The 21,323-nt window shown below is 68.5% G+C and carries 25 protein-coding genes; 12 read left to right on the forward strand and 13 right to left on the reverse strand.

Annotated elements, in window-relative coordinates; genetic code table 11:
* The first annotated feature begins 7 nt into the window (after positions 1-7).
* From G6N67_RS05450 to G6N67_RS05460, 3 genes are all read left to right on the forward strand, one after another.
* On the forward strand, positions 8-1,492 hold the full coding sequence (locus G6N67_RS05450; RefSeq protein ID WP_163642118.1) for an aldehyde dehydrogenase family protein: 1,485 nt from the start codon (positions 8-10) through the stop codon (positions 1,490-1,492).
* Positions 1,493-1,558: 66 nt separating this feature from the next.
* Positions 1,559-2,629: a Leu/Phe/Val dehydrogenase gene (locus G6N67_RS05455; protein WP_036435787.1), complete on the forward strand. Its 1,071-nt coding sequence runs from the start codon at positions 1,559-1,561 to the stop codon at positions 2,627-2,629.
* Position 2,630: 1 nt separating this feature from the next.
* Positions 2,631-2,915: a hypothetical protein gene (locus G6N67_RS05460; RefSeq protein WP_036433686.1), complete on the forward strand. Its 285-nt coding sequence runs from the start codon at positions 2,631-2,633 to the stop codon at positions 2,913-2,915.
* Here G6N67_RS05460 and G6N67_RS05465 read toward each other — a convergent pair.
* Both G6N67_RS05465 and G6N67_RS05470 read right to left on the reverse strand, forming a co-directional pair.
* Positions 2,886-3,308 (reverse strand): MarR family winged helix-turn-helix transcriptional regulator, encoded by a 423-nt coding sequence (locus G6N67_RS05465; RefSeq protein ID WP_036433685.1) that lies wholly within the window; start codon positions 3,306-3,308, stop codon positions 2,886-2,888. The genes G6N67_RS05460 and G6N67_RS05465 overlap by 30 nt on opposite strands.
* Positions 3,298-4,758: an MFS transporter gene (locus G6N67_RS05470; RefSeq protein ID WP_036433684.1), complete on the reverse strand. Its 1,461-nt coding sequence runs from the start codon at positions 4,756-4,758 to the stop codon at positions 3,298-3,300. The genes G6N67_RS05465 and G6N67_RS05470 overlap by 11 nt, the downstream gene beginning before the upstream one ends.
* A gap of 62 nt (positions 4,759-4,820) precedes the next feature.
* On the opposite strand from G6N67_RS05470, the gene G6N67_RS05475 reads away from it, so the two are divergent.
* The gene (locus G6N67_RS05475) at positions 4,821-5,285 is read left to right on the forward strand and encodes a YbaK/EbsC family protein (protein ID WP_081812558.1); all 465 of its coding nucleotides are present in this window, start codon (positions 4,821-4,823) and stop codon (positions 5,283-5,285) included.
* On the opposite strand, the gene G6N67_RS05480 is transcribed toward G6N67_RS05475, so the two are convergent.
* The 4 genes from G6N67_RS05480 to pdxH form a co-directional block, all read right to left on the reverse strand.
* Positions 5,286-6,590, reverse strand: coding sequence for a citrate synthase (locus tag G6N67_RS05480; protein ID WP_036433682.1), 1,305 nt, complete (start codon positions 6,588-6,590; stop codon positions 5,286-5,288). It abuts the gene before it with no gap.
* A gap of 93 nt (positions 6,591-6,683) precedes the next feature.
* Positions 6,684-7,265: a TetR family transcriptional regulator gene (locus G6N67_RS05485; protein WP_081812557.1), complete on the reverse strand. Its 582-nt coding sequence runs from the start codon at positions 7,263-7,265 to the stop codon at positions 6,684-6,686.
* 144 nt (positions 7,266-7,409) lie between these two features.
* The gene (locus tag G6N67_RS05490; protein ID WP_036433680.1) at positions 7,410-8,714 is read right to left on the reverse strand and encodes an MFS transporter; all 1,305 of its coding nucleotides are present in this window, start codon (positions 8,712-8,714) and stop codon (positions 7,410-7,412) included.
* A complete protein-coding gene (gene pdxH / locus G6N67_RS05495) occupies positions 8,714-9,427 on the reverse strand; it encodes a pyridoxamine 5'-phosphate oxidase (RefSeq protein WP_051578798.1) in 714 nt (237 codons plus the stop codon). The genes G6N67_RS05490 and pdxH overlap by 1 nt, the downstream gene beginning before the upstream one ends.
* On the opposite strand from pdxH, the gene G6N67_RS05500 reads away from it, so the two are divergent.
* Together G6N67_RS05500 and G6N67_RS05505 are read left to right on the forward strand one after the other, a co-directional pair.
* A complete protein-coding gene (locus G6N67_RS05500; RefSeq protein ID WP_036433679.1) occupies positions 9,426-10,544 on the forward strand; it encodes a citrate synthase 2 in 1,119 nt (372 codons plus the stop codon). The two genes, pdxH and G6N67_RS05500, sit on opposite strands and share 2 nt — an antisense overlap.
* Before the next feature lie 169 nt (positions 10,545-10,713).
* Complete coding sequence (locus G6N67_RS05505; protein ID WP_036435783.1) at positions 10,714-11,181, forward strand: VOC family protein; 468 nt, start codon at positions 10,714-10,716, stop codon at positions 11,179-11,181.
* Positions 11,182-11,192: 11 nt separating this feature from the next.
* Here G6N67_RS05505 and G6N67_RS05510 read toward each other — a convergent pair whose 3' ends face one another.
* The 3 genes from G6N67_RS05510 to G6N67_RS05520 form a co-directional block, all read right to left on the reverse strand.
* The gene (locus G6N67_RS05510) at positions 11,193-11,585 is read right to left on the reverse strand and encodes a GNAT family N-acetyltransferase (RefSeq protein ID WP_036433678.1); all 393 of its coding nucleotides are present in this window, start codon (positions 11,583-11,585) and stop codon (positions 11,193-11,195) included.
* A gap of 72 nt (positions 11,586-11,657) precedes the next feature.
* Entirely contained in the window at positions 11,658-13,319 is a 1,662-nt protein-coding gene (locus G6N67_RS05515; RefSeq protein ID WP_036433677.1) for an FAD-dependent oxidoreductase, read from the reverse strand.
* Between the two features lie 17 nt (positions 13,320-13,336).
* A complete protein-coding gene (locus G6N67_RS05520) occupies positions 13,337-14,353 on the reverse strand; it encodes an AurF N-oxygenase family protein (RefSeq protein ID WP_036433676.1) in 1,017 nt (338 codons plus the stop codon).
* 107 nt (positions 14,354-14,460) lie between these two features.
* On the opposite strand from G6N67_RS05520, the gene map reads away from it, so the two are divergent.
* The 4 genes from map (at position 14,461) to G6N67_RS05540 (ending at position 18,166) form a co-directional block, all read left to right on the forward strand.
* Positions 14,461-15,225, forward strand: coding sequence for a type I methionyl aminopeptidase (map, locus tag G6N67_RS05525; RefSeq protein ID WP_036435782.1), 765 nt, complete (start codon positions 14,461-14,463; stop codon positions 15,223-15,225).
* A gap of 92 nt (positions 15,226-15,317) precedes the next feature.
* Positions 15,318-16,430: a phosphoserine transaminase gene (gene serC / locus G6N67_RS05530; RefSeq protein WP_036433675.1), complete on the forward strand. Its 1,113-nt coding sequence runs from the start codon at positions 15,318-15,320 to the stop codon at positions 16,428-16,430.
* Between the two features lie 90 nt (positions 16,431-16,520).
* Positions 16,521-17,318, forward strand: coding sequence for a septation protein SepH (sepH, locus tag G6N67_RS05535; protein WP_036433674.1), 798 nt, complete (start codon positions 16,521-16,523; stop codon positions 17,316-17,318).
* A gap of 41 nt (positions 17,319-17,359) precedes the next feature.
* Positions 17,360-18,166, forward strand: a complete 807-nt coding sequence (locus G6N67_RS05540) for a TIGR03620 family F420-dependent LLM class oxidoreductase (RefSeq protein WP_036433673.1) — start codon at positions 17,360-17,362, stop codon at positions 18,164-18,166.
* Between the two features lie 7 nt (positions 18,167-18,173).
* Here the strand turns inward: G6N67_RS05540 and G6N67_RS05545 are convergent, their stop codons facing one another.
* The 3 genes from G6N67_RS05545 to G6N67_RS05555 are packed head-to-tail and all read right to left on the reverse strand — an operon-like array spanning position 18,174 to position 19,726.
* The gene (locus G6N67_RS05545) at positions 18,174-18,446 is read right to left on the reverse strand and encodes a DUF2537 domain-containing protein (RefSeq protein WP_036433672.1); all 273 of its coding nucleotides are present in this window, start codon (positions 18,444-18,446) and stop codon (positions 18,174-18,176) included.
* A 9-nt stretch (positions 18,447-18,455) separates the two neighbouring features.
* The gene (locus G6N67_RS05550; RefSeq protein WP_036433671.1) at positions 18,456-19,277 is read right to left on the reverse strand and encodes a TrmH family RNA methyltransferase; all 822 of its coding nucleotides are present in this window, start codon (positions 19,275-19,277) and stop codon (positions 18,456-18,458) included.
* A 5-nt stretch (positions 19,278-19,282) separates the two neighbouring features.
* Entirely contained in the window at positions 19,283-19,726 is a 444-nt protein-coding gene (locus G6N67_RS05555) for an Rv0880 family HTH-type transcriptional regulator (protein WP_235749858.1), read from the reverse strand.
* A gap of 63 nt (positions 19,727-19,789) precedes the next feature.
* Between G6N67_RS05555 and G6N67_RS05560 the strand changes: the two genes are divergently transcribed.
* Together G6N67_RS05560 and G6N67_RS05565 are read left to right on the forward strand one after the other, a co-directional pair.
* Positions 19,790-20,044, forward strand: coding sequence for a DUF2530 domain-containing protein (locus tag G6N67_RS05560; protein WP_036433669.1), 255 nt, complete (start codon positions 19,790-19,792; stop codon positions 20,042-20,044).
* A 9-nt stretch (positions 20,045-20,053) separates the two neighbouring features.
* On the forward strand, positions 20,054-20,506 hold the full coding sequence (locus G6N67_RS05565; RefSeq protein ID WP_036433668.1) for an SRPBCC family protein: 453 nt from the start codon (positions 20,054-20,056) through the stop codon (positions 20,504-20,506).
* Here the strand turns inward: G6N67_RS05565 and G6N67_RS05570 are convergent.
* Positions 20,503-21,309 carry a DUF3027 domain-containing protein gene (locus G6N67_RS05570; RefSeq protein WP_081812556.1) on the reverse strand — a complete coding sequence of 269 codons (807 nt, stop codon included), beginning with the start codon at positions 21,307-21,309 and terminating at the stop codon, positions 20,503-20,505. The genes G6N67_RS05565 and G6N67_RS05570 overlap by 4 nt on opposite strands.
* Positions 21,310-21,323: the final 14 nt, after the last annotated feature.

A 21,323-nucleotide genomic window follows, 5' to 3' on the forward strand; every position in this document is an offset into this window, starting at 1 on the left:
GATGACCGTGAACACACACACGCTCGAGGCCCCCGAACTCACGCCGTCGCGTGACTTCATCTGCGGCAGTTGGTCCACACCGGGCCACGACCTCGGCACAGACCTGGCCGATCCGAACACCGGTGCACCGCTGCAACGTCAGCTCCAGACCGACACGGCCCTCGTCGACCGTGCGATCGGGGCCGCGGCGGTCCTGCACAGCGAGGGCACTTGGCGCACCACGTCACCGGCGCAGCGTGCCTCGGTGCTGCGCCGCACCGCGGACCTGTTGGCGGACCGAACCGGTGAGGTCGCGCGGTACGACGCCATCAACACCGGCGTGGTCGAAACAGTGACCGAGCTTTTCGCACAAGGGCTTTCCGACGCATTGTGTGCGGCTGCCGATCACCTCGAGGCTGACCCCGGCTGTCACGATCCGGCCGACGCCGGGCGGCCGGTGCACCTGCGGTACCTGCCGTGGGGGCCCGTCGCGGTGATCGCACCGTGGAACGCACCGAGCTTCGTCGTCGCCAAGAAGGCCGCATTCGCGCTCGCGGCCGGTGCCCCGGTGATCGCCAAACCATCCAACTGGGCACCGACGAGCGCGGCCGTGGTGGCCGAGGCCATCGGGCAGGCACTCATGGAGGCCGGGCTGCCGCCGGAGGTGTTCCAGCTCGTCCACGGCGGTCGCGACGTCGGCCGTCAACTGGCGGCCGACGCGCGGATCCGGGCACTGTCTTTCACGGGCGGGCGGGCCGCGGGTGTCGCGGTGGCGCACGCAGCCGCCGACGACTGCAAGGCGCTGCAACTCGAACTCGGCAGCAACAACCCCGCGATCGTGCGCGCCGATGCCGACGTCGACGCCACCGCCGACGCCCTGGTCAGCGGCTTCACCAAGCTCAACGGTGCGTGGTGTGAGAGCCCCGGCAGCGTCGCGGTCGTGGCCTCCCGGCACGGCGCCCTGCTCGACGCGCTGCTCGACCGGCTGCGGGATCTCCGGGTCGGCCACTGCCTCGACCGAAACTCCGCGATGGGCCCACAAGCACATGCCGTTCAGTACCAGCATGTTTCGGATGCCGTGGCAAAACTCGCCGCGGCAGGCGGTGCGGTGCACGACGTCACACCGGTCCCGGACACGGCCGGATACTTCCACGCACCCGTCGTGATCGACGGTGCGCCCGTCGATTCGACCGTCGACGAGATCTTCGGCCCGGTGCTGACCGTACACCGGGTCGCAGATGACGATGCGGCGCTGGCCCTGGCCAACTCACGCAGCACCGGCTTGGCCGGGTACGTCTTCAGCAGCGACATCGACGAGGCCATGGCCATCGGAGCCCGGTTGGAATGCGGCGAAGTGAAGGTGAACGGCACCAGCGTGCTCGACCTGGTTCCCGAATCCACACAAGGTTTTTGGGGCGCCAGCGGCGTCGGCGCCCACGGCGACGCCGAGCTGCTCCGGTTCTTTCGCGGCGCCCGCATCGTCGGCGTCGAACGACCAGGACTGCCGCTGTGAGCGGGCATCGGCAACTCGATGATCCCGACCACGTCCCCACTGTCCTCTGAGCCGGAAGGAACGATCATGCCCACCAACACCGGCGTGTTCGATCGAAGCGATTTCGCCGACGACACCGCACACGAGCAGGTGGTCTTCTGCCGCGACGAGCGCAGCGGGCTGAAGGCCATCATCGCGATCCACTCGACCGCGCTCGGGCCGTCGCTGGGCGGAACGCGGTTCTACCCGTACCCGGACGAGGGTGCCGCGCTGACCGACGTGCTGCGGTTGTCGCGAGGCATGACGTACAAGGCCGCGATCGCCGGCCTGGGGCTCGGCGGTGGAAAGTCCGTCATCATCGGCGATCCCAAGCGCGTCAAGACCCCCGATCTGCTTGAGGCACACGGAAGATTCGTCGAAAGCCTCGGCGGCCGCTACATCACCGCCGGTGATGTGGGCACGACCTCCGAGGACATGGACGTCATCGGCCGCCGGACCAAGCACGTCGCCGCGAAGACCCCTGCGCACGGCGGCTCGGGTGACAGCGCGCCGCTGACCGCGCTAGGGGTTTTCCACTCGATCGTGGCTGCCGCGGAGGCTGTCTGGGGCAGCGGCGACCTGCACGGCCGCCGCGTCGGAGTCGAGGGCACCGGCAAGGTGGGTTATCAGCTGGTGCGCCTGTTGACCGACGCAGGCGCGGGCGTTTCGGTGTGTGACGTGGACGCCGCGGCGCTCGACCGGGTGCGTTCGGAATTCGACGGCGTCACGGTCGTCGACCGGGTCATCGACGCACCGGTCGACGTCTATGCGCCGTGCGCCCTGGGAGCGACGTTGACCGAGGACAGTGTGCCGTCGATCACGGCACGCGTCGTGTGCGGCGCGGCCAACAACCAGCTCTCCCACGACGGTGTGGAGAAGCTACTGCACGACTGCGGAATCACCTGGGTGCCAGACTATGTGGCCAACGGCGGTGGGCTGATCCAGATCGCCGGCGAGATCGCGGGCAGCACCCGGGAACAGTCCGCCGCCCGGGTCGTCGAGATCGGCGACACGGTGCGCGAGATCCTGGATCGAAAGACCCGACTCGACGTGCTCGCGGGGCAGGCCACTCGCGACATCGTGCGCGAGCGCATGCGGGCGGCGGGCACGGGAACCTGACGTGGAACGCACCGTCCCGCACACCCTCACCGCGGAGATCGACTCGAGCGACCACACCCGAACCCTGTTGTGGTTCGCCTCCGACCTGCACCGGCGCGACATCGCGCTCACCGCATTGTCTTTCACCATCCGCACCTCAGCCCGGGTACGGATCGACGCCCAGTTCACCGCGACCGAACGCCAGGCCAGAACGGCCCAGCACACCGTCGCGGGCCGGGTCGACGTGCTGAGCACCGAGTTGACGGCGCGCGACCGATCAGCCGACTTTGTTCAGGATCGCGCGTAGTGCGTCCAGATCCTGCGGATCGAGCGCCGCAAGCACGTCAGGTGCCGGATCGTCGACCGCGTCGATCTGCGCGAGCATCGCGCGTCCGGCGTCGGTCAACGACACCACCTTGCAGCGCCGGTTGCCGGGGTCGATCTCACGTACCACCAGACCCCGCGCTTCGAGATCGTTGACGGCCACGGTCGCGGCCGGCGCGTCCACCGTCGCGGCGTGAGCCAACTCCTTGACCGTCATCGACTTGCGGCCGAGCCGGGTCAGCATCCGGATTCGGCTGAACGGCAGGCCACTCCGCTCGATCACCGCGCGTTTCCAGGCGTCGCGGTTGTCGAAAACCAGTGTGGTCAGCGCGCGCCACACCTCGTCGGCCGCCGCACGAGCATCGTCATCGGGCATGGGCCGCCTCCGGGGTGTGATGGTGCTGGCCGATCAGCGGCGCGAGGCGGTCCGCCGTCCGCAGCGCCCACGGCGACGTGGAGACAAAGCCCAGTACGAAGATCAGGACGCCCAGGCCCGCGAAGATCAGCCACAGCGGACGGGCCGCCACCGCGAAATCGATGTGGCTGTCGGCCAGCGCCGCGCCTGCCACCGAACCGCACAGCGCCACACCGAGACTCACACCCACCTGGCGACTGGTCGAGGCGACCGCCGACGCCGCGCCCGCGCGATCGGTCGGCATACCGCTCACGGCCGCATTCGTGATCGGGGCGTTGACCATCGAGAACCCGATGCCGAACACCGCGAACACGATCAGCAGTTCCCACACCGGGGTGGTGCCGCTGATCTGGGTCAGCATCAGCGTCGCGGCCGTGATCAGGGTTCCGGCGACCAGCAGTGACGGACGGGCGCCGAACCGGCCGACCAACCGGCCCGACAACGGTGAGAAGACCAGGGCGCCAACCGCGACGGGCAGATAGATCAGGCCCGTGTGCATCGCGGAGAACCCACGCTCGTCCTGCAGGTACAGCGACATCATGAACAGGAACGCGCCCCACGCGGCGAACGCACACACCGCGATCCCGGTGGCCGACGAGAACGGAACGCTCCGGAAGAACCTCAGATCGATGAACGGATCCCGGCGCCGGGCCTCATAGCGCAGGAATGCGGCGAAAGCCACGGCCGCGACCGCGCCGATCGTGAGGATCACCGGGTCGGTCCAGCCCATGCCCGGACCTTCGATCAGCACGAAGACCACGCCGAACAGGAACGCCACTCCCAGTGCCTGGCCGATCGGGTCGACGTCGCGCATGGTGGCGGACTTGGATTCCGGCACGAAGATCGCGGTCAGGAGAATCGCCAGCGCACAGATCGGCAGGTTGATCCAGAACACCGCGCGCCAGTCGACGTACTGGATCAGCGCACCACCGACGATCGGGCCCGCAGCCATCGAGATGCCGACGACTCCGCCCCACACGCCGATGGCGCGCGCGCGTTCCACGCGTCCCGTGAACACCTGCGTGATGATCGACATCGCGACCGGGTTCATCATCGAACCGCCGAGCGCCTGCAGGAACCGAGCAGCGATCAGCATCTCGATGTTCGGTGCCACGCTGCACAGCAACGAAGCCGTCGCGAATACGGTCAAACCGACCTGGAACGTGCGGCGGCGGCCGAAGCGGTCGCCCATGGCGCCCGAGAGCAGCAGCACCGACGCCAACGCCAGCGTGTAGATGTCGATCACCCACTGCAGTTGCGAGGGAGTGGCTTTGAGGTCGGCCCGAATGCTCGGGATGGCCACGTTGACGATCGTGGCGTCCATCGACACGATCAGCAGGCTCAGGCAGCAGGACACCAGGATGATGGCCTTGCGCCGAGGGCTCAGCGACCGGACGACAGTTTCATTCACACAATTATTGTGAAACTACAATTGTTCGCGATGCAAGCTCCCGATCGGAGACAATCGTCACCGTGAACGAACGGAATTCCCTCGTCGCCGCGGCCGTGGCCGCCGCAGGCATCGAACCGGCCATCAAGATCCTCGACGCCGACGCCAAGACCGCGGCCGCGGCGGCCGCGCAGCTCGGCTGCGAGGTCGGGGCGATTGCCAACAGCCTGGTGTTCGAGTGCGACGGCGAGCCGCTGCTGGTGATGGCCAGCGGCGCCGCGCGCGTCGACACCGACGTCGTCGCACAGCGTCTCGGCGCCACCGCGATCAACAAGGCCAACCCGAAACTGGTCCGCAACGCGACCGGCCAGGTCATCGGCGGCGTCGCACCCACGGGCCATCCGGCGCCGCTGCGGACCGTGGTCGACGAGACGCTCGCGACCTATCCCGTGATCTGGACCGCGGCCGGGACCGCGGACTCGGTCATGCCGCTGACCTACGCGCAGTTGCTGGCGCTCACCGGAGGCATGGCGCTCGCGGTGCGGTGATTACCGGCCGGCGATATCGGCGTAGTCGCGCTCGGTGTAGCCCGTGTACACCTGGCGCGGGCGGCCGATCTTGCCGGGCTCGGAGTGCATCTCCCGCCAGTGCGCGATCCAGCCGGGCAGCCGGCCCAGCGCGAACAGCACCGTGAACATGCGGGTGGGGAAGCCCATGGCGCGGTAGATGACGCCCGTGTAGAAGTCGACGTTCGGGTAGAGCTTGCGCTCGACGAAGAAGTCGTCGGTCAGTGCCACCTCTTCGAGCGACTTCGCGATGTCGAGCAGCTCGTCGTCGCCGCCGAGCTTGCCGAGGATCTTGTCGGCCTGCTCCTTGACGATACGGGCACGCGGATCGTAGTTCTTGTACACGCGGTGGCCGAAGCCCATGAGCTTGACGCCGTCTTCGCGGTTCTTGACCTTCTTGACGAAGTCACGGACATCGCCGTGCTCGCTGCGGATCTTCTCCAGCATCTCCAGCACGGCCTGGTTGGCGCCGCCGTGCAGCGGGCCCCACAGCGCGTTGATGCCACCGGAGATCGACGTGAAGAGGTTGGCCTGCGACGAGCCGACCAGCCGCACGGTCGACGTCGAGCAGTTCTGCTCGTGGTCGGCGTGCAGGATCAGCAGCATGTCGAGCGCCCGGACGATCTCGGGATCCACCTCGTAGGGCTCGGCCGGGAAGCCGAACGTCATGCGCAGGAAGTTCTCCACCAGGCTCAGCGAGTTGTCCGGGTACAGGAACGGCTGGCCCTCGGACTTCTTGTACGCGTAGGCCGCGATGGTCGGCAGCTTGGCCAGCAGGCGGATGGTGGACAGCTCGACCTGCTTGTTGTCCAGCGGATCCAGCGAATCCTGGTAGTAGGCGCTCAGCGCGTTGACGGCACTGGACAGCACCGGCATCGGGTGCGCGTTGCGCGGGAATCCGTCGAAGAACCGCTTGAGATCCTCGTGCAGCAGGGTGTGCCGCTGAATCCGGTTGGTGAACTGCTCCAGCTGCTCTGCGGTCGGCAGTTCGCCGTAGATCAGCAGGTAGCTGACCTCGATGAAGTTCGACTTCTCGGCCAGCTGCTCGATCGGGTAACCCCGGTAGCGCAGGATGCCGGCGTCACCGTCGATGTAGGTGATGGCGGATTTGGTCGACGAGGTGTTGACGAAGCCACCGTCGAAGGTGGTGTACCCCGTTTTGGCCAGCAACGGCCCAAGCGCGATGGCGTCCGAGCCTTCGGTGGCGTGGACGATTTCCAGGTCAAGCTCACCACCGGGGTATCGGAGGGTGGCGTGCTCCTGCCCACTCGACGGGTTTTCGGCCACGGGATTCCCTTCATCGTCGCTGAGAACCGACTACTGCTCTACCAAAAGGTAGTCGCATTCGGTCGGCGCTGCCCGCGGGGGGTTACTAGTGAGTCACGCCGGCTGGCGAACACCGGCCGTGACTACGAGAAACTCGGCGTAGGTGGTGTCCACGGCGGCGATGATCTCGTCGACCGTCATGGTGTCCCAGTCGATCGACGACCCCAGCTGGGCCAGCGCCGTCATGATGATCGAACCCCACACCGCCGCGGTGAGCTTGAGCCGCGGATCGTCGCCGACCACACCCATGCGTTTTGCGAGCACCGCGTTGACGGCGTCCTGCCGGAATTCCGCAGCGGCGTGCATGAGCGTCGTGGACGACGTCAGGATGCGTGCCGACGCCAGCAGCCGGTCGGCCGTCAACCGGCTCGGCGGCGCGGTCTTGGTCTTGGCGAACGCCTGCACGTGTGCCCGGTACACCGCCTCGAGGTCACTGATGTCCGGCGGTTGCCCGGCGAGCTCGTCGGCCACCAACTCGACCACCTCGTCGATGAACGCCAGCACCACAGCGTCTTTCGTCGCGAAGTACCGGCTGAACGTCCGCGGCGACACGTCCGCCAACGCAGCAATCTGATCCACCGTCGTCTGCTCGAACCCCTGCCGGTCGCACAGCTCGATCGCGGCGTCTATCAACATCGCGCGGGTACGCTGCTTCTTTCGCTCACGCAAACCGGGTTCGATCTGATGACCCCCAACAGCCACGCCCGGATGCTATCGCCCCGAAGTTGATGATTTGGCAAATTTACAAATTCCGCAGATCTGTCTAGACATGACTGGCGCTCACACCTTGTCGGGCTCGGACTGATCGTCGCGCACGACCATGGGTGCGACGCGGTAGCGCACGAAGGCCGGGACCGCGAGCGCGGCGATCACGACACCGACGACCACCAGCAGACCGCCGCCCGCGGCCGCGACCGTGGTGCCCACCGCGGCGGCCGCGGCACCGTGCAGGGTGTCGGCGAGCCGCGGCCCACCCGCGACGACGACCGTGAAGACGCCCTGCAGTCGGCCACGCAATTCGTCGGACGCCGCCTGCTGCAGGATCGTCGAGCGGAACGCCGCCGAGATCATGTCGGCGGCGCCGCCGATTGCCAAGAACGCCAACGCAATCCACATCAACATGCCGGCCTGGCCATGAGCCAGGCCGCCGGCGATTCCGAAGCCGACCATCGCCACGCCCCACGCCAGGATCGCCACCACGACGGCCAGCCCCTGCCTGCGGATCCGCGGCAACCAGCCGGAGAACACTCCCCCGGCCACCGCGCCTGCCGACATCGCGGCAGCCAGCAGTGCCATCACCGTGCCGCCCTCGACCGGACCGCCGAAGCTCTCGTGCGCCATCTGCGGGAACAGCGCGCGCGGCATGCCGAAGATCATCGCGATCAGGTCGACCACGAACGACATCAGCACGACGCGGTTGCCGGCCAGGTACCGGAAGCCGTCGAGCACCGCGGCAAAACCCCACCGCGCCGAGCCCCGCTCGGTGCTGGTCGCCGGCATGGGTGTCAATCGGATCGTCGCCCAGATCGGGGCGAGGCAACACACGGCGTCGATGAGGTACAGCGTCGACAGGTCCACCCACCGCAACATCACCCCGGCGAGCAGGGGCCCGACGATCGCGCCGAACTGGAAGACCGTCATGTTGAGCGCGTTCGCGGCGGGCAACTGATCGCCCGGCAGCATGCGCGGGATGGCCGCCGACCGGGTGGGGCTGTTGATCGCGAAGAACGCCTGCTGCACCGACAGCAGGCACAGCACCACCCACACGTTGTCGAGGTGCAACGCGGCCTGCAGCCACAACAGCACCGAGGCCACGGCAAGCCCGATCGACGCGATGATCAGCAGCAGCCTGCGGTCCATCGCGTCGGCCCACGCGCCGCCCCACAGGCCGAACACGATCAGCGGAACCAACGCGAACAGACCCGACAGGCCGACGTAGAACGAGCTCTGGGTGAGCGCATACAGCTGCACGGGCACCGCGAAGATCGTCAGGTTGGCGCCGACGACGGTGACGATGCCGGCCAGCCACAACCGCCGGAAGTCGGGTGTTCGAAGCGGGGTGGTGTCGGCGAAGAGCCTGCGCACTACGGCTGGAGGCGTTCGACGACGCCGTTGTGCACGCGGATCCTGTTATGTACCCGGTTCTCCCGGCCCTGCCAGAACTCGACGGTCTGCGGGGCGATCAGGTACCCGCCCCAGTTGGGCGGCACGGGAACCGCATCCAGGTCGGCGAACCGCTCGGTGACCTCGGCGAGCTGATCGAGCAGGGCCGCGCGCGACGCGATGGGAAACGACTGGTGCGACGCCCAGGCGCCCAGCTGTGATCCACGTGGACGCTTGGCCCAGTAGTCGGCCGTCGCTTCGGCGGAGACCTTCGTGACCGGACCGCGGACGTGCACCTGCCGGCCCAGCGCGTACCACGGGAACGTCGCCGACGCGTGCGGGTTGGCCGCCAGCTGTTCGCCTTTGGCGGAGTCGTAATTGGTGAAGAACGTGATTCCGGTCTCGTCCACGCTCTTGCACAACACCGAACGGGTGACAGGCCTTCCCTGCGCGTCGACGGTCGCGACCACCATGGCGTTCGGCTCGGAGACCCCGGCCTGTTGTGCGTCGATCAACCAGGTCCGCAGCAGCGTGAGCCAACCGGTCGCCGGGTCGTCACCCAGCCAGTCGGCATCCAGGTCGCCGCAACCGTCCTTCTCGACGTACTCGACGCGCATCGCGGCCAGGTCATGGTTCTCGTGCGTTGCCACCGCGCCAACGCTACGCCCGCGGCCGAGTGCGAGAATCGGGCACATGGCAGCCGTACCCGAAGATTTCGTGGCCGGGTTGGAAGGCGTCGTCGCCTTCACCACCGAGATCGCTGAACCGGACAAGGACGGCGGCGCGCTGCGCTACCGAGGGGTCGACATCGAGGAGCTCGTCGATCGCCGGGTCACGTTCGGCGACGTGTGGGGGCTGCTGGTCGACGGACGCTTCGGTTCGGGTCTGCCGCCGGCCGAGCCGTTCCCGCTGCCGATCCACAGCGGCGACGTGCGCGTCGACGTCCAGGCCGGGCTCGCGATGCTCGCGCCGATCTGGGGTTACGCGCCGATGCTCGACATCGAGGACACCACTGCGCGCGACCAGCTGGCGCGGGCTTCGGTGATGGCGCTCTCCTACGTCGCACAGTCCGCGCGCGGCATCTACCAGCCCGCGGTGCCGCAACGCCGGATCGACGAATGCTCCACCGTCACAGCACGTTTCATGACCCGCTGGCAGGGTGATCCGGACCCCAGGCATGTCGAGGCCATCGACGCGTACTGGGTGACCGCGGCCGAGCACGGGATGAACGCGTCGACGTTCACCGCGCGGGTGATCGCCTCGACGGGCGCCGACGTGGCGGCCGCGCTGTCCGGCGCGGTCGGAGCGATGAGTGGGCCGCTGCACGGCGGCGCCCCGGCCCGGGTGCTGCCGATGATCGAAGAGGTCGAGAACACCGGCGACGCGCGAGCGGTGGTCAAGGGCATCCTGGACCGCGGCGACAAGCTGATGGGCTTCGGCCACCGCGTGTACCGGGCCGAGGATCCGCGGGCCCGGGTGCTGCGCGCGACGGCCAAGCGACTGGAGGCCCCGCGCTTCGAGGTCGCCGCCGCGCTCGAGCAGGCGGCGCTGGCCGAACTGCGGGAACGGCGCCCGGACCGGGCCATCGAGACCAATGTCGAGTTCTGGGCCGCGGTCATCCTGGACTTCGCGGGCGTACCCGCCAAGATGATGCCCGCGATGTTCACGTGTGGCCGGACCGCGGGCTGGTGCGCGCACATCCTGGAACAGAAGCGGCTGGGCAAGCTCGTCCGGCCGGCCGCCATCTACGTCGGCCCGGAACCCCGCAGCGTCGAATCGGTGCAGGGCTGGGATCAGATCGCGGCGCCGTAGCGGCGCCGAGCCGACGGTTTGTGGTGTAGTTCGGCCGCAATCTCGCCATGAATGGTCGTCTCGCGGCCGGGCTCTTGTCATACCGCGGTGGTTGCATGGGGGGGTGCGATGAGATCCGCGCGCCCCGCGGGTCTGCACTGTGTCCGCTCACCAATTCGAGGAGAACATCATGGCGATTGAAGTAACTCCCGCAGTACTGCCCCACCTCGTGGTCGACGACGCCGCGGCCGCCATCGACTTCTATGTCAAGGCGTTCGGCGCCACCGAACTCGGCCGGGTGCCCGGCCCCGACGGCAGGCTGATCCACGCCGCGCTGCAGATCAACGGCTCGACGGTGATGCTCAACGACGACTTCCCCGAGTACAGCGACGGCAAGTCGTCGACACCGAAATCGCTGGGCGGCACCCCGGTCACCATCCACCTGGTGGTGACCGACGTCGACGAGAAGTTCGCCCGCGCCGTCGACGCCGGCGCCGAGGTGGTCGCCGAACTCGACGATCAGTTCTGGGGCGACCGGTACGGCGTGGTGCGCGACCCGTTCGGGCACCAGTGGTCGCTGGGCCAGCCGGTGCGCGAGGTGAGCCCCGAGGAGATCGCGGCCGCGATGGCGAAGAACGGAGCGCCCTGCGAGGGCTGAGCCCAGGTGACCTAGAGGGCGATGAGTCCCGCGTCGGTGGGCCGGAAGCCGCAGGATTCGAAGTAGAAGGGCCGCAACTCCGGCTCGAAGTCGACGTGCAGCCAGGAGCACCCGGCATCGGCCGCACCCTCGGCAGCGCGGCGCACGAGTTCGGTGCCGATACCGCGGTGCTGCTGGTCCGGGTGCACCTTGGGATCCAGCAAGAATGCGTGGTCACCGCCGTCCCAGGCGACATTGGCGAATCCGACGAGGCTGCGGTCCACCGATCGCGCAGTCATCCAGCCGAGACTGTGCGGCAGGATGCGGTTCCACCACCCCGGTTCGGCCATGCCTCCGTGCGCACGCGTGAGTGCGACGAGTTCGGCGTCGGTAAGGCCCGCACGCCAGCGGTAGTCGATCTGCACGGCCTCATTATGAGACCCGCCACCGCGCGGCGGTCGAACGATTATTCGCAGGCGCCGCGCGGGTGAGCGGTCTCAGTGAGCGTGCAAGCTGGCCAGAAGCCGTTGCCGCACTGTCGGTTTGGGCGCAGCGGCGGCGACGCTCAGCATTTCGGCGACCGTGGCGAACTTGTCCCGCGGCCGGTCTTCGCCGCCGCGCGCAATCTCAGCCGCGTCGATCGCCTGCCACCCGGCAGCATCGACCACTTCGGGTTGGCGGCTGCGGACCAGCTTCTCCAGATCCGCCGGTTTACGCACCGGATCGGCGAGCTTGCCCGCGTTGTAGTCGGCCACGAGGTTGTGCACGGTCTCGCCCGCACACGACTTGTTGGTGCCGATGAATCCCGTCGGCCCCCGCTTGATCCAGCCGGCCACGTACGCGCCCGTCGTCCCACGGACCCGGCCACCGTCGTTGGGCACGACGGAGGCGTCGTCATCGAACGGCAGATCGGCGATGGCCTTGCCGCGGTAGCCGATTGACGTCAGCACCAGGCCCGCGTCGAGCGTCCGCGTCTCGTCGGTGCCGGTCACGCCGAACTCGATGCCCGTCACCCGGTCTACGCCGAGCACGCGCTGCGGCGTGAGGTGGTAGGCCAGCCGAATCCGCGGCCGGGTGATCGGCGCAGCGGCGTCGCCGAGCTTCGCCAGCACCTCCAGCTTGTTGCGGGTCAGCGGATCGGTTTCGGACGCGAGATCGGCGACCACGCGCGCATGGTCCGTCGCGTCGAGCACGACCTCGCCCGTCGAGGTCAGCCCGATCAGCTCGGGCAGGGTGAACGCCGAGGCCGCCGGGCCGCGTCGTGCTGCGACCACGACTTCCTGCACGCGAGACGCCCGCAGCGCGGCCAGCGCATGATCGGAGATGTCGGTGCGGGCCAACGCATCCGGATCGGTGGTCAGCACGCGGGCCACGTCGAATGCGACGTTGCCGTTGCCGACGATCACCACCCGTTCGTGGCTCAGGTCCACGGGCAGCTCGGTGAATTCGGGATGCCCGTTGATCCAAGCCACCATCTCGGTCGCGGTGCCCGTGCCCGGCAGGTCCATGCCGTCGATGTCGAGCCGACGGTCGTTGGGGGCGCCCACGGCGTACAGCACGGCGTGGTGGTGCTCAAGCAGGTCGGCGTGCGTCACGTGCTTGCCGACCTCGACGTTGAGGAAGAACCTGAAGCCCCGCTGCTGCGTCATCCGGTCGAACAACCGTGTCACGCGTTTGGTGCTCTGATGGTCCGGCGCGACACCGGCCCGCACCAGCCCGTAGGGCGTCGGCAGCTTCTCGAAGACGTTGACTCGCACGCCCCGCTGCGTCAGCAGCTCGTCGGCCGCGTACATGGCCGCCGGGCCGGAGCCGACGATCGCCACGGTCAGCGGGCCGCCGCGGCGCTCGATCTTGGGGGCCGCGATCACCGGCGCCAGCTTGGACGTCGGCGGCAGCTTGCCCTCGCGCTTGGGGTAGAACGCCGCGTTGAGCTCGATGAACGGCAGCTGCTTGGGCTCCAGCCGGGTATCGGGCCCGATGGCACCGACCGGGCACGCGCTCACGCACGCGCCGCAGTCGACACACGCATCCGGGTCGATGTAGAGCATCTCCGCCGTCGCGAAGCCCGGCTCATCCGGTGACGGATGGATGCAGTTGACCGGGCACGCGTAAACACAAGACCCGTCGCTGCAACACGACTGGGTTATGACATGGGGCATGAGAGCTCAGGCGTCCGTCAAGCGACCGACACCAGGTGCTCGCGCGCCGGTTCGCTGCGGTAGCGGCTCGGCGGGCCGTCGATCTTGCAGATCTTCCACATGATCTTGGCGAGCGGGTTCATCAGGCCCGTGTCGTAGCACAGCATCCGGACATCGCCGAACATGTCGCGCAGCATCTTCCGCGACTCGGGCGCGTCGAAGAACAACTCCTTGCGCACCGAGCGCGGGATGTCGAATTCCTTCCAGAACGCCCGCGGCGGCACGATGATGGCCGAGCACAGGATGCGCATGGTCAGCGGCACGAACAGCGACAGCAGCCATCGCTGACGACGACGCAGGTGCGGAACGCGCTTGTGCAGGTACTTGTGCGCGAACGAGATGTGCCGGGCTTCCTCGGCGACGTGGATGGCCATGACCCGCTCCATGATGGGGTGCAGGGCCTTGCCCTCGCGCAGCACGTTCTTCTGCGTGTGGTCGATGGGCTCCTCACCGGCGAGCACGCCGAAGAAGAACGGGATGGGCAGCGGGCCGGCGGCCAGCGGGATGAGCGGCTGCAGCCACTTGAGCAGGCGCGGCATGCCGGGCACGTCCTTGCCGATGCGGTTGACCATCTCCTGGAACATCAGGGTGTGGTTGCACTCTTCCACCGACTCGTGCAGGCAGTAGCGGTACTCCGGCGAGCCGTTGGGCACCCAGAACGAGTACTCCATGAGCCCGCGGATCAGGATGTTCTCGAAGTGCAGGCCGACCTTGGCGACGTTGGCCTGCCGCCACATGCCGATCTCGATCTGCCGCTCGACCGGCTGGGCCTGGTACCAGGGGTGACCACCCATCGGGTCGGTCGCAGGCAGGATCCAGCGCGGGTCATTCGGGACGACGGCAAACTCCGGCGAATCCCATTCGATGTCCTTGTACGGATTGAAGTTGCGCCGCACCGACCCCTCGGACAGTGTGGTGAGCATGTCGACGTACTCGGTGTCGTCGCTGACGTCCATGTTCTTGCGCCAACGCCTGACCATCTTGGTCCGAGCCATTTGAATCCTCCATGAGGTTTACATCTACAGGCTTGTTGTCTAAACGGTACCGCAGGTATCGAGTAAATGTCCACCCCGCTTCGCCTGTTTGCTGAAGGATACGTGTGTTGGTCGAGCTCAAGACAGAATCCGAGATAGAAGCGATGGCCGCGGCGGGTGCGGTGGTCGCGGAGGCATTGCGGGCCGTCGCCGCGCAGGCCGCACCGGGGATGACCACGGCCGATCTCGACCGGATCGCCGCCGACGTGCTGGCCGCTCACGGCGCCACGTCGCCGTTCCTCAACTACCACCCCCGCTGGGCGCCCAGCCCGTTCCCCGCGGTGCTGTGCGTGAGCGTCAACGACGCCGTCGTGCACGGCGTGCCCACCGACCAGGTGCTCGCCGACGGCGACCTGGTGTCGGTGGACTTCGGAGCAATCCTGAACGGCTGGTGCGGGGATGCGGCCCGCAGCTTCGTCGTCGGCGCCGCGCAGCCCGCCGACGCCGCCCTGATCGAGGCGGCCGACGCGGCCCTGGCCGCGGGCATCGCGGCCGTGCGCCCGGGCAACACCCTCGGCGACATCGGGCACGCGATCGCCACGACCGCACGCAACGCCGGCTACGGAATGCTCGCAGACCACGGTGGCCACGGCATCGGCCGCACCATGCACGAGGCACCGCACGTCCCGAACGAAGGGCGCCCCGGCAAAGGCATGCGGCTGCGGCCCGGCCTGGTGATCGCGATCGAACCGATGCTGATCGCCGACGGCACCGACGACTACGTGCACGACGCCGACGGCTGGACCCTGCGCACCGCGACCGGCGCCAGGGCCGCGCACAGCGAGCACACCGTGGCCGTGACGGCCGACGGGGCCAGAATTCTGACGCTTTAGCGGCGACCGTGGGGCCTGTGCACGAATCCCGGCCGGTTTGCGTGCACAGGGCCCACGCTCGGCCCGCCGACAGCCCCTTTAGGCTTGTCACCATGGCTGAACTGACGATCCCCGCCGACCTCAAGCCGAAAGACGGACGCTTCGGCTGCGGACCGTCCAAAGTGCGGCCCGAGCAGCTGGCCGGGCTGGCCACCGCAGGCGATCTGTTCGGCACGTCGCACCGCCAGGCGCCGGTGAAGAACCTGGTCGGCCGCGTGCGTGACGGGCTGCGCCAGCTGTTCTCCCTGCCCGACGGCTACGAGGTGATCCTGGGCAACGGCGGCTCGACCGCGTTCTGGGACGCCGCCGCCTTCGGGCTCATCGACAAGCGGTCGCTGCACCTCACCTACGGCGAGTTCAGCTCGAAGTTCGCGTCGTGTGTCGCCAAAAACCCGTTCATCGGCGATCCGATCGTCCTCAAGACCGATCCCGGCACCGCGCCGCAGCCCAAGGCCGATCCGTCGGTCGACGCGATCGCGTGGGCGCACAACGAAACCTCGACCGGTGTCGCCGTTCCGGTGCAGCGGCCCGAAGGCTCCGGTGACGCGCTGGTGCTCATCGATGCCACGTCGGCGGCAGGCGGGCTGCCCGTCGACATCACCGACGTCGACGCGTACTACTTTGCGCCGCAGAAGAACTTCGCGAGCGACGGCGGGCTGTGGCTGGCCCTGCTCAGCCCAGCGGCGCTGGCCCGCATCGAGGCGATCGCGGCGTCGGGCCGGTGGGTGCCCGACTTCCTGTCGCTGCCCATCGCGGTGGAGAACAGCCTCAAGAACCAGACCTACAACACCCCGGCGATCGCGACGCTGATCCTGCTCGCCGAGCAGCTCGACTGGCTGAACGGCAACGGCGGCCTGGACTGGGCCGTCAAGCGCACCGCGGACTCGTCGCAGCGGCTGTACTCGTGGGCCGAGGCCACGTCGTTCACGACGCCGTTCGTGAGCGATCCCGCGCTGCGCTCCCAGGTGGTCGGCACCGTCGACTTCAACGACGACGTCGACGCCGCGGCGGTGGCAAAGGTGTTGCGCGCCAACGGCATCGTCGACACCGAGCCGTACCGCAAGCTGGGCCGCAACCAGCTGCGCATCGGCATGTTCCCCGCGGTGGACCCCGACGACGTGAGCGCCCTGACGGCGTGCGTCGACTGGGTCGTCGAGAACCTCTGAGCAGGATCCGGACGATCGCTTGCGCCGAACCCCGCGTGTCAGCACGGTAACGGGCGGATAACGCAGTAGGGTGCGGCGCAGGAGGTCGGTATGCGAGAACTAAGGGTCGTCGGTCTCGACGTCGACGGCAGGCGCATCATCTGCGAGACCGACGACTCCAAAGAGTTGTTCAGTTTGCGTAACGACGATCGGCTGCGCGCGGCCGTCCGCGGCGACAAGGTTGCCTCGAATCAAACCCAAATCGACCTAGAGGTACAAAGCGTGCTGCGGCCCAAGGAGATTCAAGCAAAGATTCGCGCCGGCGCATCGGTCGAGCAGGTGGCCGCGGCCGCGGGCGTGCCGATCGAGCGGGTCGAGCGCTTCGCCCATCCCGTGCTGCTGGAGCGGGCCCGCGCCGCCGAGCTCGCGACAGCCGCCCACCCGGTGCTGGCCGACGGCCCCGCGGTGCTGACCCTGCTGGAGTCGGTCACGACGGCACTCGTGTCGCGCGGCCTTGACCCGGATGCGACGACGTGGGACGCGTGGCGCAACGAGGACATGCGGTGGACCGTGCAGCTGGCCTGGAAGGCCGGGCGCTCGGACAACGTCGCGCATTTCCGGTTCACCCCGGGCGCACACGGCGGCACCGTCACAGCGGTCGACAACACCGCACAAGAACTGATCAACCCGGACTTCGCGCGGACGCTGCGCCCGGTCGCACCGCTCGCCCAGCTGGACTTCGAAACGCCCGAGCCGGTGGACACCGCGCCTGCGCCCGAGCCCGAGCCGGCTCCCGAACCCACGCCTGCCCCCGCACCCAAGACGGCCCGCTCCCGCAAGGCCAGGCCCGCGGTACCGGCCTGGGAGGACGTGCTGCTGGGCGTGCGGTCGTCGGGCACCCAGCGGTAAACGCTTGACCTGAACCATCATTGAGGTCCTAGCGTCAGGCCATGATCTCTTTCGGCCCCATCGGCCTGGCCAGCAGTCACCCCTTCACCGACGACACCGCCCTGGTGGCCGACGAGGCGCGCGACGCCGAACGCCTCGGCTACGCGACACTGTGGCGCTCCGGAAACCTGCCGATGCTCACCGCGGCGGTGCGTGCCACCACGACGATCCCGGTCGCCACCGGCATCATCCCCGTGTCCTCGGTGCCCCCGGCCGACGTCATCGCGACCTATCGTGAACTGAACCAGGACCACCCCGGGCGGTTCGTGGTCGGCCTGGGCGGCGCGCACAACGCCCGCCCGCTGGACACCTTGAACACCTACCTCGACGAGCTCGACGCCGCCGGGGTCGAGGCAGGCTCGCGCATCCTGGCCGCCCTCGGCCCGCAGATGCTGGCCCTCGCCCGCGACCGGGCCGCGGGCGCCTATCCCTACCTCGTCACGCCGTCCTACGTCGAGGAGGCCCGCGCGACGCTCGGCCCGGACCGCAGGCTCGCGGTGCTGCTGATGGTCATGCCGACCACCGACCGCGAAACCGCCCGCCGGGCCGCCGCGACGCCGCTGGATTTCCTCGCCAAACAGGGTGGCTACCGGCGCAACCTGCTGCGGCAGGGTTTCGGCGAGGCCGACATCGACGCAGTGAGCGACCGGTTGCTCGACGGCATCGCGGCATGGGGGTCGCCGGAACGCATCGCCGCGCGCATCGACGAGTACCTGGCAGCCGGTGCCGATCAGGTGGTGCTGCGCATCCTCGGGGTCGACGACCTCGCACTGTGGCGCACGCGACTTGCCGACAGTCTGCTCGGTTAGTCGACCCCTACTGCGCGAGAGTCACCGCCAGCAGCGTCACCCAGCCCACGGCCACGCCGACACCCGCGCCCAGCACGAACCAGCGCCACACCGGCTTCTTCCGCCAGCCCCACACCGTGGGAGCGAGCCCGCCGACCGCGACCATGTTGAGCCCGATGGCCAGCAGCGGGTGCACCCGGACCAGACCCATGCCCAGCACCACGATCGCGGCGGCCAGCACCGCCGCCACGAAGCCGGCCACCGTGAGCCCCGTGCCCCATGGCGTGGAATCGTCGGTCACGGTCTCAACTTAGCGTTGATTGCGCGCGCGTTCGTAAAACGCGAGCGCCGCGGCTGTCGCCACGTTGAGTGAGTCGGTGCCCCGCGACATCGGGATGCGCACCCGCACGTCGCTGGCGCGCATCGTGTGCTCGGCAAGACCGGGGCCCTCAGCCCCGACCAGGATCGCGACGCGTTCTTCCCCGAGATCCGCCATGGCGTCCGGCAGCGCCGCCGCGGCCGCGTCCGGAGTCATCGCCAGCAAACGAAACCCGTTGTCCCGCAGCAACTCCAGATCCGCCGGCCAGGCCTGTGCGCGGGCGAACGGCACCAACAGCGCGTGGCCCATCGAAACCCGCACCGCGCGGCGGTACAGCGGGTCGGCACAGCCAGCACCGAACACCACCGCGTCGACCGCCAAACCGGCCGCGTTGCGGAAGATCGAACCGAGATTCTCGTGGTCGTTGACGCCCTCCAGCACCGCGATGGTGCGCGCCTGCGAAATCACCTGCGCCACGGTCAACTCCGAAGGCCGCGAGGCCGACGCGAGCACGCCACGGTTGAGGTGGAAGCCGACCACCTCGGCCATCACCTCGGGGCTCGCGCGATAGTACGGCGCCTCGACGCCGTCGAGGTCCGCGCCCAGTTCCCGCAGGCGGCGATCGGTGCCGAGGAACGCCCGCGGGGTGAACCGCGAGGCGATCATCCGCTGCGCGACCAGCACCCCCTCGGCGATCACCAGCCCCTTGCCGCTGGGCAGATCGGGACGGCGATCGACACTGTTGAGGTCACGGAAATCGTCGAGCCGCGCATCGTCGGGATCGTCGACGTCGATTACCAGCGGCGCAGACACGCGCCTCAGTCAACCATGGCCGAGATGAGATCGGCCGCGGCCACCAGGGTCTGCCGCTCGTCGGGTTCCAGGCGGTCGAGCCGGGACCGCAGCCAGGCCTGGCTCGCGCGGCGCTCGGTGTCCACCAGATGCAGGCCCGCCGGCGAAACCGACACGACGACCTGCCGGCCGTCGTCGGGATGCGCGGTGCGCAGCACCAGACCCTGCTCCGTCAGCGACGAGATGACCCGCGTCATGGACGGCGGACGCACGCGTTCGCGTACGGCAAGTTCACCCGGAGTCATCGCGCCTTCCTTCGCCAACGTCACGAGGGCCGACAACTGGGTCAGCGAAACCGAGGATTCCGAATGGCGGAAACGCAATTGGCGCGCGAGCCGGACAACTGCCAAGGCGAGATCACTGGCGAGCTTGGTGTCCGGATCCTTCACAAGGCAAATAATACTGAGCATCGGCTGCCAATGGGCTAATTTCAGGACCATTCCCGGCGCCGTCATCGACTACGTTGATCAACGATGACCGGTGAACCCGAAACTCCCCAGCCGCCCCCGCTGCCCGCTGCCCTGCTCGAGCCGTGGCCCGTGATCCTGGTGATCGCCGCGGGGTGGCTCGTCGCCACCGTCCTGACATTCACGGTCGCGGACCTGCACAGCTTCAGGCCGTACGCGGTCGCGGGCTTGGGCGTGGGAGTGCTTGGCACATCGATATTCCTGTGGCAACGTCACGCCGTGCGCCGCGGATCCCGCGGCGCCCAAAGCGGATTGACCTGAGGAGGCACCATGGCCGCACCGCTGCTACAAGCACAGATCGACATCGACGCCCCGGTTTCGAAAGTCTGGGGACTGATCTCCGACCTCCGCCGCATGCCGGAGTGGAGCCCGCAGTGCCGCCTGATGAAGACTGTGGGCCCGCTGCGCGCGGGTGCCCGCACCATCAACCTCAACCGGCGCAAGTTCATGTTCTGGCCGACGACGTCACGGATCGTCGAGGTGATCCCCCAGCAGAAGCTCGCGTTCCGGGTCGACGCCAACAACACCATCTGGAGCTATGAGCTCGAGCCCACCGAAACCGGCACCCGCGTGACCGAGAGCAGGCACGCCGAGAACGGCGTGACGGCCGTGTCCAACGCGCTCGTCAACACGTTCTTCGGCGGCGTGCCGAGCTTCGAGGACGAACTCGTCGAGGGGATGAACGCGTCACTGGCCCGCATCAAGGCCGCGGCCGAACGCTAATCGGCGAGGTCGAGGACGCCGTCGTCGTAGGGCTCGTACATGGGTGAGCCCGTCCCCGGTGGCTGCGGGGTGTCCGAATGCGCGCCACAGCCGTATTCGGCGTCGACGACGCGGCCGTCGGCCGACAACTCGTTGGCGCACACGCCGAACATCAGGCCGAGTGCCCCGCCGAGCGGAAGGTAGAAGCCGCAGTCGCGGCACACCCTGCGGGTCGCGCGGGCCATCGCCGAGCCAGGACCGAACTCGCCGTCGTGCCAGCGCTGCGCGGCGTCGTACCGGCCCCACTGGCTGAGCACCTGCCTGCGGCCCAACCCGAGCTCCACCGCGGTGTCGTCGATCAGCGGATCCCCGGTGGCCTGGTAGCCCGGCACCAACCGCGGGTCATCCGGAGGCGGGGCCAGCAGATCGCCCGGCCCGAGATCCCCCGGCCGGACCCGGTCCTGCCACGGCACCCAGCCCGGCGCGAGCAGCGCCGTGGGCCCCGGCACCAGGACCAGCTCACTGATGGTGGCGCGCTCGGCGCCCGGATAGGCCGCGACCACGACGGCCCACTGCCAGCCGCGGTAACCGGGCAGGTTGGCCAGGAACCGATGGGTGGCCGAGCTGGGATCCTCGAAGCTGGCGCCGAGGTATTCACCGACCGTGGCCTCGCCGCTGAACTCGGCCAACGCCTCGCGGGCCTGTTCCACGGCACCCAACAACACCGACTCCAGACCGTGCGGTTCGGGCGGCACGCCGGGTGTCAGGCCGGTCGCATCGGGTGCGTCAGCGGCCTGCTCAGCAGATTCGGTCACACTTTCCATCACCGTCCATAGTG

It is taken from the genome of Mycolicibacterium mageritense (assembly GCF_010727475.1).
Taxonomy (GTDB): Bacteria; Actinomycetota; Actinomycetes; order Mycobacteriales; family Mycobacteriaceae; genus Mycobacterium; species Mycobacterium mageritense.

Bases quoted from the DNA above. Each gene is read 5' to 3' on its own strand.
- G6N67_RS05500 (WP_036433679.1), top strand. From the start codon at position 9,426: ATGGCAGCCGTACCCGAAGATTTCGTGGCCGGGTTGGAAGGCGTCGTC.
- G6N67_RS05465 (WP_036433685.1), bottom strand. From the start codon at position 3,308: ATGCCCGATGACGATGCTCGTGCGGCGGCCGACGAGGTGTGGCGCGCG.
- G6N67_RS05505 (WP_036435783.1), top strand. From the start codon at position 10,714: ATGGCGATTGAAGTAACTCCCGCAGTACTGCCCCACCTCGTGGTCGAC.
- G6N67_RS05485 (WP_081812557.1), bottom strand. From the start codon at position 7,265: ATGTTGATAGACGCCGCGATCGAGCTGTGCGACCGGCAGGGGTTCGAG.
- sepH (WP_036433674.1), top strand. From the start codon at position 16,521: ATGCGAGAACTAAGGGTCGTCGGTCTCGACGTCGACGGCAGGCGCATC.
- G6N67_RS05570 (WP_081812556.1), bottom strand. From the start codon at position 21,309: ATGGAAAGTGTGACCGAATCTGCTGAGCAGGCCGCTGACGCACCCGAT.
- G6N67_RS05520 (WP_036433676.1), bottom strand. From the start codon at position 14,353: ATGGCTCGGACCAAGATGGTCAGGCGTTGGCGCAAGAACATGGACGTC.
- G6N67_RS05555 (WP_235749858.1), bottom strand. From the start codon at position 19,726: ATGCTCAGTATTATTTGCCTTGTGAAGGATCCGGACACCAAGCTCGCC.
- G6N67_RS05515 (WP_036433677.1), bottom strand. From the start codon at position 13,319: ATGCCCCATGTCATAACCCAGTCGTGTTGCAGCGACGGGTCTTGTGTT.
- pdxH (WP_051578798.1), bottom strand. From the start codon at position 9,427: ATGTGCCCGATTCTCGCACTCGGCCGCGGGCGTAGCGTTGGCGCGGTG.
- G6N67_RS05540 (WP_036433673.1), top strand. From the start codon at position 17,360: ATGATCTCTTTCGGCCCCATCGGCCTGGCCAGCAGTCACCCCTTCACC.
- G6N67_RS05560 (WP_036433669.1), top strand. From the start codon at position 19,790: ATGACCGGTGAACCCGAAACTCCCCAGCCGCCCCCGCTGCCCGCTGCC.
- G6N67_RS05565 (WP_036433668.1), top strand. From the start codon at position 20,054: ATGGCCGCACCGCTGCTACAAGCACAGATCGACATCGACGCCCCGGTT.
- G6N67_RS05455 (WP_036435787.1), top strand. From the start codon at position 1,559: ATGCCCACCAACACCGGCGTGTTCGATCGAAGCGATTTCGCCGACGAC.
- serC (WP_036433675.1), top strand. From the start codon at position 15,318: ATGGCTGAACTGACGATCCCCGCCGACCTCAAGCCGAAAGACGGACGC.